The 13665-nt window shown below is 52.4% G+C and carries 8 protein-coding genes and 1 pseudogene; all 9 read right to left on the reverse strand.

The features are described from left to right. Positions 1-448 precede the first annotated feature (448 nt). Positions 449-898 carry a hypothetical protein gene (locus tag BMW65_RS23555; protein ID WP_090609447.1) on the reverse strand — a complete coding sequence of 150 codons (450 nt, stop codon included), beginning with the start codon at positions 896-898 and terminating at the stop codon, positions 449-451. Positions 899-1505: 607 nt separating this feature from the next. Then, a complete protein-coding gene (locus BMW65_RS24380; protein ID WP_177181293.1) occupies positions 1506-1667 on the reverse strand; it encodes a hypothetical protein in 162 nt (53 codons plus the stop codon). 1043 nt (positions 1668-2710) lie between these two features. Then, positions 2711-4837, reverse strand: a complete 2127-nt coding sequence (locus BMW65_RS23565) for an RHS repeat-associated core domain-containing protein (RefSeq protein WP_090609451.1) — start codon at positions 4835-4837, stop codon at positions 2711-2713. A gap of 405 nt (positions 4838-5242) precedes the next feature. Further along, a complete protein-coding gene (locus BMW65_RS23570) occupies positions 5243-5467 on the reverse strand; it encodes a DUF7660 family protein (RefSeq protein ID WP_143054009.1) in 225 nt (74 codons plus the stop codon). A 229-nt stretch (positions 5468-5696) separates the two neighbouring features. Beyond that, complete coding sequence (locus BMW65_RS23575) at positions 5697-5999, reverse strand: MafI2 family immunity protein (protein ID WP_090609454.1); 303 nt, start codon at positions 5997-5999, stop codon at positions 5697-5699. A gap of 4 nt (positions 6000-6003) precedes the next feature. After that, positions 6004-9459, reverse strand: a complete 3456-nt coding sequence (locus tag BMW65_RS23580; protein WP_090609455.1) for a DUF6443 domain-containing protein — start codon at positions 9457-9459, stop codon at positions 6004-6006. Between the two features lie 12 nt (positions 9460-9471). Next, positions 9472-12237 (reverse strand): RHS repeat domain-containing protein, encoded by a 2766-nt coding sequence (locus tag BMW65_RS23585; RefSeq protein ID WP_177181294.1) that lies wholly within the window; start codon positions 12235-12237, stop codon positions 9472-9474. Positions 12238-12302: 65 nt separating this feature from the next. Further along, complete coding sequence (locus BMW65_RS23590) at positions 12303-13253, reverse strand: hypothetical protein (protein WP_143054010.1); 951 nt, start codon at positions 13251-13253, stop codon at positions 12303-12305. Positions 13254-13270: 17 nt separating this feature from the next. Continuing rightward, positions 13271-13665, reverse strand: a pseudogene (locus BMW65_RS23595) (hypothetical protein); the annotation flags it as partial.

Genomic DNA, 13665 nt, shown 5'->3' on the forward strand with positions numbered 1-13665 from the left:
ACACCCGATGAAAGGTTCTATCAGCAAATTAAAAATGTGTCGTGATTATATCTTAACTTAGTGCAAAAGTTGTCCAGCAAATAGGGAGTATCATAATTGATTAGCCCAAAAGTTGAGTCCTGGTTCAATAACCTTAGCCTCGCCCCTTCCTGAAAAACTCTATATCCTAAAATTCCGCTAAATCTAATTTCCAAGGTATTCTCCGGAGCGTTAATGTCTTTCAAAAAAATTGATAGCTTTCCAAATGAATCTTTTAATTCCACGAAATACATTTGGGTAGACAAATTTTCAGCCTGTTCCCAAACCTTAAAATTATTAGCAGTCATATTATTTATACCTTATCTTCGTCTCCGATTGTCCAACTGAACATTCATGAACAGCACCCCAAAAGTTGTGTCCACTTTTGGGGTGCTGTTCAGATGGCCGGGCTGACAATCAATTTATCCTGCTATTCATATTTTTTATAGGCCGCATAGCCGTGGTCCGTTACCAGCAACACAGTCTTGTTTTCGGGAATATAAATGACCATCGCTTCATCTGACGTATCATACCATACATAGTCCCAGTCATCAATCAGGCTCTCGACTTTAAATTCATCAACCCGGCTTACCATATCCCAGATGATATAACTTGAGGCTGAACCTTTGATAGACAGTTCAGACATAAGTGATTGCAGAAAGTCTCGTCCCGCACCTTTGTCATCATATCTAACTTTGTTAGGGATGTATCTTTCGAGGTGTTTGAACAGGACTGGCGTTTCAATCCTATTGTTTGTAATCCCCGTCAAAGACAACAACATACCTACGACCTTACCCGATTCAAATTCATCGAGAGACACGAAGTCAAAGACCTTTCCCTGGTTTTCTTCCTTGAATATTTCAATCTTAAACGGTTCCATCAGTCAATCTTTATTGCTCCTTTCCTGCCGGGGCCACGGCCATCGTTAAATTTCCCTTTGGTAAAATCCCATCAATTAATATGAGAGCCAGTTTCAGCCGGGTTAGTACTGTTAGGATGACTCTCATTGTCCATCCTATAGCCTCGTTTCGAACTTCCCCGTTGTGGGCTACTCCACTTATCAGCTTTCATTTTTGGGAAAGGACGAATATATAATCAATGTCTAACGAAAAACTATCATCAAATCGAATGGAATATACTGAGCAATCGTGCCAAGAATACTCCTTTAACTTTTCTTCTATGCTCTGATTCATAATTAACTTAATAGGGTTACCCATTTAGTTCGCAAACACTTTTAGCTGGGCATATGTGGTCGGCGGATGCTTCACACATCTTTCGATAATCCTATCAAGTATTGTTTTCCTGTGATTTCTTCTGTTGAACCGAAAGAAATACTCATCAATGTACCGCTGAAGGTACTCCCTGTTGCAATAGGAATGCACCCCCCTGGAGCCAGTTCTTAAAATTCCTGATCTGTATGTGCAGCATGGGAAAGTTCTTTCCTTTGTCCGACACCACCTGTGTCAGACCTTTGTATTCCTGTTTGATTAGCGAATAGCCAGTCCACCCGTCAGCCTGATGGTCGCCGACTTGCTGATATGGTCATCGAAGATCGGCTTGAGCGAAGCGGAACTGTAATCATCGATCACACGGCCATAGCCCCTGCCTGCCTTGCCATCACGATGCTCGAAGGCTACAACCACACGCACTTTCTTCTCGCTCTTGCTACGGCCCTGTTCCCCCGACTGGGTGTTCCGATCTCGAATTCATCCACATGAACCTCATCTTCCAAGGGGTGTAGCTTGCCGCTTTCCATGGAAAGCTGAACTTTCTGACGGAACAACCAGGCTGTCTTCTGGTTTACGCCGTAGCGTTCGGCAAGCCAGATGCTGTTGGCTCATTTTTTACTGGTGGCTATATCGTAAAGCATGCTTATCGCCTTGCGCAGTTCGAATTTCAGTTTATCGTGCCACTGGTTACTGACTCGTCATAACCACATTTGCTGCGGCTACAGGGTTGTTTGCCTTTGATGTAGGATGTACCTGCGCAACGATTACAATGATAACCTTCATCCCATTTCAGCTCGGCCAAAAATTCATAACAAGACCTGTTATCCCCAAACCGACGCTCAAATATCTGTCTATCAAGTTCTTTTAGTATTCACATCTCTCCTGATTTTGAATACAATTTACAGAAAATTATCCTCATAAACAACTATTTGTGACTTAAATGGATAACCCTATAACTTAATTTATCGGCACTGCATCTTTTTTCCCCAACCCTGTTTTTCGTTTCCCTTTTGTGTAGTCCCAGTAATTAACTTTTTTCAGGACGAGACAAGATTATAACCCTGAGAATATCCAATCCTTATTCCTATAAAAGCCCGATAGGAATACGATAAATACGCTTACCAAATAATATAAAGCTACGACCATGATTGACCACCAAATAGCTGGTGGTTCGCTATGTTTGGCTTTATAGGTTTCAAATATTCGTTTATATCGCTTCTTGTGGAGGTAGTACAAGAAAACCGAACAATATATCAAAACTCCAACGACATATTCGTTCTTGTTGTTAAAGATTTCCAAACGTTGTGTTGTCACACCTTCAACAAAAAAGAGGATTGACATAAGGTTCAATGCCAAACATAAACCTATCAACATAACCGGAATGAAAAGTGGCATATCCTGATTGCTCTTGGAGCGCAGGGCCAATATATACGAATGAATAAACAAAGAATTATATAGCATTATTAGTTCCCAAAAGTATCTTCTACATAATTGTAAAACTCATCTCCCCAAACAGCATCGGCGACCCCTATTCCTATACTCACGCCCCAACCAACTACCGGTATAAAAGCTGCTCCTGCAGCAATCCCACTAACTGTTAAACGAGCCCCAGCTGCATAATATCTTCCGTCCACTATATCCCCTCCCGTCTGCAGGGCAGTAATGACAACATTAGCTCCTGTCACCCCTCTACCCACTATTTTTACCCCTCTAAGGTATGTGTACCCTGCTTTACCCAACGTACGCTTTTGACGCCAGATTTGTTGATTCCTTGTTAAACGTTCCCAAGCTTGTCGAGTGTTATTGCTTTTAAAGTTATTTCTAACGGCAAAGTCCAATAACTCTTCTTTTGTTTTGTTACCGACTTCAAACGCTGTTAAAACGTCTGAAGTAATACCCTTCCAATCTGTGCCTCCTTTATTGGACGTAATTTCCACTTCCGGTATTTTGATTACGTCCTCTTCCGCATTAAAATTATACCAGTCTTCAGGAGTAATGTTCTCCGCGCTTAAGGTATCCAAACCAAAAAGATCAATATAACTCATCGGATTGTTCATCACATAGTTATATTGGGTTAAGTTAAAATGATTTTCTCCCAACGGATCTATACTCCCCCACCTGCCAATGTACGGGTCATAGAACCTTGCGCCGTAATCATAATACTCCGAGCCCTCCTGAAGTTCCTTGCCGTTGTAAAGATAGCGGTTTTTTGGGGAAGGTATACTACCCTGGTTATACACCGTACCGAAAGGACGGTAATCCGCCACGAATTTTGCCGACCCCGTGGCATCCGACGCAAAGCCGCTCCGCGTGTTGCCCAGGTGGTCACGCAGCACATAGTCGTAGATGCCCGAGGGCAGTATCCGCCCCTCCTCCATGTGGATGAGGCTCAGATCAGTCCCCTCCCATTCAATCCCGTCGATGTAGTCCGTGGTGATGCCCATCATCACCGAACGCAGCTTACGCCCCGTGGCGTCGTACGTGTAAGTGGCCGTGGCGCTCCCGCTCATGGACGCCGGCAGGTTCAGCTCATTGTAGGTGATGTTTATTCCCTGCCGGGCATCACGGGTCATGTTTCCGTTCAGGTCGTACAGGTAAGTGCCGCTGCCACCGGTGATGGTCCGCAGGCGGTTGCCCTCCGCTGCGGTGTACCCGTACGTCCATACCGGATCGGTATCGCGCTTCAGCGTGGCGATGTTGCCATTGCGGTCATATGTCACCGTCTCGCTCTTGCTCCCCGTACCCGTGCCCGTGAGCATCCGGTTGAGCCTGTCGTAGGTATAGGCGTAGCTCTGCACCGTACCCGTGCCGCGCCGCCAGCTCTGCCGGCTGATGTTCCCGTTGAACTGCCGCATCGCAACCTCCGTCGTGTCCTCGTATAGCAACGTCTGCCTGAACTTCGGCGATGCCGTGCTCAGCACCCAGCCCCGCGGGTTGTAGGTGTACTTCACCGAATCGGCAAACGTCGTGCCGTTGGTGCTGTGCAGCTGCCTGCGGTAAAGCTGCCCGACTTCGTTGTAAACGCTCCGCGCGATGAGCGTGCGCGTGCCTGTACCCGGGTTCAGTGTTTTCCATGTATCCACCGGGCGATCCCGGTGGTCGTAAGTGTTTTCCGTCTTCACCGTCACCGAAAGGCTCCCCGAGGCGTAGTGCCTGCGCGTGCTGGCCAGCGCCTGCCGTGTGAAGCTGTACTCCGTGGCCACGTCGTCGTAGTTGTTCGCACCCGCCGTGCCACCGCCCTTGTAGTGCTGCCGGTATTCACGGACCGTGTTCCCGCGGTCGTCGTAGTACACCGCGTTCCATAGGTACTGTGCAGTCCCCAGTACCAGCACCCGTGACACCGTCGGCAGCCCCTTCGTCAGGGTGCTGTAGCCCCCCGGCCGGTATGCCGCAGGGAGTGCCGTGAAAGCCGCCACGTTGTAGTCGTCGTAGAACTGCTCGGTATGCACCGTCATCCCCGATGTGGGCCATGCCTGGTTCGTATAGGCCGTCCCTGCACCGCCGTGCGGTTGTCGGCACCGCCGTCCCGTCGGGGTTGAAATGCGAACCCCGGCCCGGCGGCAGCAAGAAGCACAGCAGCCCGAAATCATCGTATACGTAATAGGTGCTCAGCCGTGTTTCCGAAAAAAAAACGTCCGCACGTCCGTGAGACCTCCCCAGGTAAGAGCGATAACTTTCTTCCCACATACCTGCTACATCTACCATGTTGCCTCCGAGCAGTATAAGACTTTGGTTTGTGTTGCAACCTCATCTCGGCAACTTTGGCCTTGTATGTAGTTTCTGTCCGTTAGGCCGGGAATTTGCCGCCGGCTTCCTTCAGATCCCACCTTGCGATGGACACCCTTGCTATTGGCTAACACTTCCCACTGCTAGGGCGTGTTCGGGACTTGCACCCTAGAGTTATCGCCCATGCTGGGCGCACAACAAAAAAGCCCGGCGCGTATAAACGGCCGGGCTCAGTACATTTTGTGGCAGCAAAAGTTACGGTAGCTAAACTATTCGTAAACTCTTGCTGCTAAGAGCATTTGGGCAAAAAGTCTCCATGTTGGCTTGTCGTGTTCCAAAGAAATACTATATCCCCACAAACCATCAATATATTGTTCTAAAGAATCATTATGCCAATCTTGAGGGTTATCAGATATGTCTCTGAATAGTTGTTGCATGAATTCGACAAAATCTTTCCTGCTCTCAATCGTTTCTGCTTGTTTCAAAATATCCATAGTCTTTTTCTTATCTGTTGCTACCACGAACCTCGATTGACACTCCTTGATTTTCAGTACTGAACTTCCGAAGTTCAGTCGTAGGGATTGCATCCAACTTCTGATAGTTAATCGGAATACCAGCGTCCTGGAATGCTTTCAATCGCCTATTATCCAACGTATAAATCAAACCGTATTTTTCAACTATCCGTATTGGTGCCACTGCATCGGGCGAAAAGGTTCCAATCTATCAACGCTCTTCATGCCTTGCATAAACCAATTGTCCGTCCTGTTCAATCGTCTCAAATTCGTCGTCAGTTACAATAAAAGTGACATTCGTACAACTATCATCAATTTCCTCAAAATCCCCTGATATTTCACCTGCCATCGCATAATAGATGTCTTTTTCGTCATCAGTTAAACTCCTTTCGGTAAATACATTTAATAAAAGAATAGAATCCTCTACCTTAACGAAAATGAATCTTACAGCTTTAATAATGTTAAATAATAAAGCTCTGTTTGCTGATAACAATAATTGGGTCTTTTCAATCATAAAACTATTTTTTTGGATTTACAGGTACAACTTTAGGACTTGTTGTTGATTGAATCATAAATTTATTTGTGGATAAATTTAAATCCGGCAGTCCATTAGGATTGCCAACATTTACATACTGTCCGGTTATGCCATTCACCTCTATTGTCACAGAATTCGTTGATAGATTTTCACTAATTAGTTTATAGTTACCAGAGTTATATGCGTCTAATACGGCCTGCGCATCCTCCATCTTATCAAAATAACTTTTGTCTTTCGGCGCAGTACCTTTTATGTGTCTCACCATCTTTTGTCGGCTAATTTTCTTTGCAAATCGCAAAGTTCCTCTAGCTGTACCTATATTCAAACCTCTCCGAGCTTGATACTGACCCATCATGCTAAACATGGCATCCCTGTGGGCACTCCCTATCTGACTGTAAATATACGAGTTAAAACCTTCCGTTTCATACAAGTCCAAGGAACGCTCCATATCCGACACTTGATTGCCGGACATGAAGTCCCCGAATAACTTCAAAAAGTCGGTCTCGTTCCATGTCTTCTCTGCCCAGATAACGACTTCCTGAAGCATCGTCGTATCTATGGCTGCCATCCCCATAGGGTCTACGAACCTCATGGGGTTATTCATTGCATAGTTGTACGGAGATACATTATCAAATGTTTCCCCCAACGGATCCACACTCCCCCACCTGCCAATGTACGGGTCATAGAACCTTGCACCGTAATCATAATACTCCGAGCCCTCCTGAAGTTCCTTGCCGTTGTAAAGATAGCGGTTTTTTGGGGAAGGTATACTACCCTGGTTATACACCGTACCGAAAGGACGGTAATCCGCCACGAATTTTGCCGACCCCGTGGCATCCGACGCAAAGCCGCTCCGCGTGTTGCCCAGGTGGTCACGCAGCACATAGTCGTAGATGCCCGAGGGCAGTATCCGCCCCTCCTCCATGTGGATGAGGCTCAGATCAGTCCCCTCCCATTCAATCCCGTCGATGTAGTCCGTGGTGATGCCCATCATCACCGAACGCAGCTTACGCCCCGTGGCGTCGTACGTGTAAGTGGCCGTGGCGCTCCCGCTCATGGACGCCGGCAGGTTCAGCTCATTGTAGGTGATGTTTATTCCCTGCCGGGCATCACGGGTCATGTTTCCGTTCAGGTCGTACAGGTAAGTGCCGCTGCCACCGGTGATGGTCCGCAGGCGGTTGCCCTCCGCTGCGGTGTACCCGTACGTCCATACCGGATCGGTATCGCGCTTCAGCGTGGCGATGTTGCCGTTGCGGTCATACGTCACCGTCTCGCTCTTGCTCCCCGTACCCATGCCCGTCAGCATCCGGTTGAGCCTGTCGTAGGTATAGCTGTAGTTCTGCACCGTACCCGTGCCGTGCCGCCAGCTCTGCCGGCTGATGTTCCCGTTGAACTGCCGCATCGCAACCGCCGTCGTGTCCTCGTATAGCAGCGTCTGCCTGAACTTCGGCGATGCCGTGCTCAGCACCCAGCCCCGCGGGTTGTAGGTGTACTTCACCGAATCGGCAAACGACGTGCCATTGGTGCTGTGCAGCTGCTTCCTGTACAGCTGCCCGACCTCGTTATACGTGTTGCGTGCAATGAGCGTGCGCGTGCCTGTAGTCGGGTTCAGTGTTTTCCATGTATCCACCGGGCGATCCCGGTGGTCATAGGTATGCTCCGTCTTCACCGTCACCGAAAGGCTCCCCGAGGCGTAGTGCCTGCGCGTGCTGGCCAGCGCCTGCCGTGTGAAGCTGTACTCCGTGGCGATGTCGTCGTAGTTGTTGGTGGCATAACCCCCGCTGCCACCTTTATAATGCTGTTTCACCTCCCGCGCCGCATTGCCACGGTCGTCATAATACACCGCGCCCCACAGGTATTGCGATGTACCCAGTACCAGCACCCGCGAGACCGTCGGCAGCCCCTTCGTCAGGGTGCTGTAGCCCCCCGGCCGGTATGCGGAGGGGAGTGCCGTGAAAGCCGCCACGTTGTAGTCGTCGTAGAACTGCTCGGTATGCACCGTCATCCCCGAGGTGGGCCATGCCTGGTTCGTATAGGCCGTCCCCGCTGTGTTGCGCTCCTCCCACTGTTTGGTTTCGGCCTGTGCGTATACCTGTGTCTGCACCGCCGTGCGGTTGTCGGTATTCGCCGCGCCGAATGCCCATACCCCGGTCTGCACCACGCGTCCAAGCACGTCATACTTCATCACCTTCCATTGCTGCGTGCTCTTCGTCCGCTGCTCGGCATCCTGCGTAGCCACCAGCTGGTCCAGCTTGTTGTACACCAGGAACTCACGGCCCTTGCCCGGCAATTGCTTCTCCACCATGCGCCCCCGGCTGTCATAGCGGTACTGGTAGCAGAATGCCGCCAGTTGGGCGGAGGTCGGCACCGCCGTCCCGTCGGGGTTGAAATGCGAATCCCGGCCCGGCGGCAGCACGAAGCACAGCAGCCCGAAATCATCGTATACGTAATACGTGCTCAACACCTCGCTGCCGTTGTACGTCCGCCTTAGTACCGTCCGCCCTTCCTTGTCCGTGTATTCTTCCGACGTGCCGTTGCGCACATCCGCATCGACCCAGTTTTCGTCCCGCGTGATGGTCACCTCCAGCTCGCCAGCGGCATAGATGCCACTTATTGCCAGCGTGCGCGCACCCGTGGAGGCATTGATGGTGACCTTGTACCGCGCCACGCGGCGGCTGTTCGTGCCGAAGCCCGTCGCCTCGTCGTTCACCGCGTAGGCCGTCATCACCGTGCGCCCGCCGCTAGCCGTACGGCTCCCGGGCTGCCACGCGCGGCCCGGGAAGCCCTGCTCGGATACGCGGTCCAGTGGGCTGGCCTCGTACTTCCGCTCACCGAAAGACGGTGTGCCCATGCCGGATACAATGCCTATCGACGATACGCCCGAGCCCGGGGGCGGGCTGTTGTAGTACGATGCCTGCTGCGTCACCCCGTTTGTCTTGAATGCCCCGCCTACGCCCGTCGCGGTGGCGTAGGGCAGGTAGTCCCGGTGCTGGCGCCCGTGCACGTCGTAATCGACGGGTAGCACCAGGTCGCTGTAGGTCGTTGTGCTGCCCGAAATGCGCGCAGCCCCCCTGGCTCCCACTTCCTGCATGGGGCGGCCCAGCCCATCAAGGTATGTGATGTCGCGCATGGCCTGGGCTACCGTCTGTGAGCTTGCCGATGGTGGTGCATCCCCGAATGCACGGAGGTAGACCGTCTTTTCCACGAAATTCTGGCCCGTGCTCGCCGCATTCCCCAGTGTCGCGGCTGCCGGGGCTACCGATGCGCGGAAGTTGCCCGTGCTTTGGAATCCCGGGCTTAAAGTGATGGTGGTGGGTGCCGTGTGTTCGCCCGTAGCGCCTACCTTGTTCAGCACCAGTTGCGCCCGCAATCCCGGTGAAAGCAGCACAAGCACCAGCGTGGCCGCAAATGTCCTGTTTTTATAGTTCGTTATTTCCATGGCTGTACCTGTTTATGGCCTGTAATTATACCTGTAGTCTTCCAGCACGTTGCCGAAGTGATCTTTCACGCGCACCAGCCGGCCATACGCATCGTATTCGTAGCTGGTCCTGCGGCCCGTCGCGTCCGTTTTGCTGCTCATGCCGACCGACGGCTTGAACGTGTAGGTCGTCACCTCGGCCTTTTTCATCGAGGCGTGGTTGCGTATTTTCGCCAGCTCGGCCTCCTTGGCCGCCTCCGTGGAGGTTACGTTGGTCAGCACGGACTGGCTGAAACCCGTGCCGGAAACATCCGCGGGCAATGCATTCTTCACCTCAGCCACCACATATTCGCCGCCGTAGCCCCATACGTAGGTGGTGGTGATGCCATCTTTCTTCAGGGACGACAGCAGCTTGCCGTTGTACGTGTAGCTCTCCCGCTGCTCGTACCGGCTGTCGGGCGTCCCGCCCGTATACAGCGGCACTGAGGATGGTGCCACGGGGCTCGTAATGGCGAGTTTCCGGTAGCTTGTCGGAAATATGCCCGGCCAGTTCTGGTAGCTCACGATTTCGCCCTCCACGAGACGTTCGGTGCCACCGGTTTTGCGGATGGTCCGCCGCTCCGCCACCGGTGTGGACAGGTGCGCCCACGTCGGCTGTACGTCCTGCATATAGCGGTTGTAGACGATGAGGCTGTCGCCAAGGCTGTTGTTTATCACATGGCGGGTCAGCTGGATATGGTTGGGATTGTCGTAGTAATAGCGGTGATCCACGGTCTTCCTTTTCGTGGAATCGGCCGGGTCGAAGAATGTTTCCACTTTCCGGGTGGGGTAGCTCCACGAGGAATGCATTTCGTAAAAGGATACATCGAACTCCGGGCCCCGGGCCGCAAGCCCGTACATGGGCAATTTGCGATACGCTATCGCGACGCCCCGCAGCGTAAACTCATTCGGCCCCGTGGCCGCGCTCCCGTAAGCTGTTTTATAGGTGTTCACCTCCCGGCTCACGGGCTTCCAGCCCGAGGCGGATGCATCCCAGCGGTAGGCCGACTTTTCCAGCAGCAGGCCCTCCACCCAGAAGCTTTTGACCACCGGGGCGTAGGGGTACCCCCACGATACGCCGCCCGAGCCCCCGTCAATGGAATACCGGTAATCGGTATAACCCTTCGTGTCCGAATCAACGTATTCACGCACCCGGCTGTAAGCCGCCCCACCGGCATGGCCGTTGCCAAGCGGTGTGAAACTCGATACCGACTGCGCATAGTACGGGCAGTCCGTGATGGTGGAACCTTCAATCTTATCCTTGTAAAACAAGTAATAGTAGGCCGGAAAGTAGTACTGTGATTCGGGCCCGTACTGGTAGTGCCTCACCACGGGCACGCCCACCAGCGGGCTGTCGGTAATCCGGGCTGCACGCAGGCCGCTGCTGGATGGGTTCCGCTCATACTGGAATTCGGTGGTCCCGCCCGTGGGGTACGTGATTTTCAGGAGCACCCCCGCGGCGACGGCGGTGTTGTGCGCGTTGCGGTTGGCCCCGGAAGTAAATCCCCGGGGCACATCCGTGGGAAACAGTACGCTGTTGCTCGCGTTGTTGAAATACCCCCAGTGATCCTGGTTGAAAGATAGCCGCTTGGGCAGCGCCGTCGTGTTGTAATCGAAGGTATAGGGCATTTCCCCGGCCACATGCACGGAAACCAGCTTGAGCCTGTTGCAGTCCGGATCGGTCGAGGTCGTGCCGCATGACCGGTAGTAATCATACGCCAGCGTGATGGTCTTCAGCACGGCCCCCGTATTGGTGTTGGACACCACAATCCCCGTCAGCGCCGCTGCCGCCCCGGAGGCAATGTCCTGCCGGACATGCCCGTAGGTGAACGTAAGCCTCACGCCCGCGCTGGTCGTTATCGTCTTCACCCGCTTGCCGTTGACCAGCGAGGTGCTGTTCGTTGACTTGGTCGTGGGTACTATCGGGCAGCCCGTCGGTCCGCTTGTCACGTGCACATACCGCGTCGATGACACCTGGTTGGTGAAGGAATAGTCGTAATTATCATAGGTATAAGCGATGCTTTCCCCGTGTGGCGTGGCGATGCCGCTGATGTAATAGGCAGACTGCTGCACGGAAGGGCGCATGCCGATGCCTATCTCCTCGTAGCCCGAATAACTGAGGTTGGTGGTCGTCCTTTCTTCCTGCCCGAAGGTGTAGGTGACGTCATCGCCGTCCTTTATCGAGTTGCTGGTGATATCAAAGCGGCCGAAGGGCATGGTGTGCGCCGATCCCGGTGACTGCGAAAAGAAGTGCCTGACGGTTTTCCCGTTCAGGTTGAAGTAAAACAGGTCCGGCTGCGTGTCGATGACCCCCTCGGCGGCATCCTTCATGAACAGGTATTCCGGATCCGTCTCATAGGCATCGAACTGCGTCCAGAAAGTGCGCAGCACACCCGTCTGCGGGAGTGTAGGGGCACCCAGCCATCCCCCGTTCACCTCGTAGTCCGACAGCCCGTGCACCTGCGAGGTGAGCATGCCGCCGTAGTTCAGCGTCCACCCCAGGCCGACGTTGCTTGCAATTTCATCCACCTTGATACCCCCCGCGTGGTAGGTCAGCGTGATGGGCAGTTCGAAATCCTTCAGCTGTATGGTATACAACGGTATCGCGATATTGGGAACGCCCGAGTACAGGTCTACCGGGATGTTGCCATACTTCATGATGGCCGCAGCTTCCGGCGAAGGCTGGGCCAGACTGAAGCGTGGGGCAAGGCTTTGGTTTCCGCCAGGCCCCTGGGCCCTGCCTGGGCTGGGGATAGCCATGGCGGCCGATGTGGCCAGGATGATGGCCAGTGATTTCAGGTTTTCCATGCTTTATGTTTTTTCGGTTATTTGTGTGATTTTAGTTCCTCGTACAGTTTGCGGAGTTCGCGGTTTTCCCCTTCGAGGCCATCCGTCTTTCCGGCCAGTTGGATGATGTGCAACGTCAGTTCCTCCACCTTCTTCAGCAGCAGCAGGTTCATCTCCGCGAGGTCAAGGCCGTCTTTCTCGATATCCCTGGCAGGGGGGATTTCCGGCAGGTGCCGGTGTTCCTTCACATAGGCTTCCACTTCGGCCAGCGGGGACAATTCATACTCCGGATCGAATACATAGTCCGGCACGGTGATATCCGTTTTCACCTTCACTTCCTTGGCCAGGATGTTGCCGTTTACGGCAAGTTTGGCTTGGGGGTTTCTGGTACCGATGCCGACATTGCCGCTCACCAGCAGTCTACCGGCAAGGTGGTTTTCAGCCATGTCCGGTGTGTAATCCGCGATATTTGTCAGCACATCTTGATTTTGCGGAACACCGTTGATATCGTAGGTCACTGTTTTCAATGTTTCCCCGGTCGATTTTATCCAGCCAACGAAATGGTAACCTGCGGAATGCTGGGCGGCAAGATAAGGTACATGCAAGGCAAGGTACTTTTTCCCGTTGTACATGCACGTTTTCAGCGCCCATACCGCCGTACTACTAGACGCATCCCCATCAAAAGATGCCAATGAGGCTCTGGTAGTATTATAAGCCGATGACGAACGGATATCTGCGACATTTAGCCGTTGATAAGCATTGGTCGAACCCCTGATTGCCATGATGGTACCAACAGCATAGTTTATTGCGATATTGGATCCATTGTGCATCTCGTGTAGCAGGATGAGTGTTTTGGCATACGGTACATTCTGATCCATGGTAATGGTAACCGCTTTGTAGTTGCCATGCAGGGTAGTCTGCGCATCGGCTCCGCCTGCCAAACATAAGACAAACGCGATCAACGTCAAGAGGGGAGGTGTTTTTTTCATTTTGTGATAGCTGTTCATTATCTGAGGTTATTTAATTGCACTTTTAACATTTGGATCTCCTCTCCCTGTGAATCGATGTTTTTCTGCTGCTGAATCAGATGCAATGTCAGTTCCTCCACTTTCTCCAGCAGTTTGCGGTTCATCTCAGCCAGACCGATGCCTTCGGCTTCCACCTCCCGGGCTTTGGGGATGCCCGGCAGATGGCCGTGGGTTTTGATATGAGACTCCAATGCCGGGAGTGTCATGAGGTCATACCCAGCTCCGAATACATAATCCGGCCAGTTGGCCATTTCCACCTTCACCTCCTTCGCCCGGACATTGCCATTGACCGAAAGCCGCTCCGCAGGATCCATCGTACCAATGCCGACACGATCCTGCATGATGGATTTGTATTGTCTGGATTTGCTGAAAA

Source organism: Parapedobacter koreensis (assembly GCF_900109365.1).
GTDB lineage: Bacteria > Bacteroidota > Bacteroidia > Sphingobacteriales > Sphingobacteriaceae > Parapedobacter > Parapedobacter koreensis.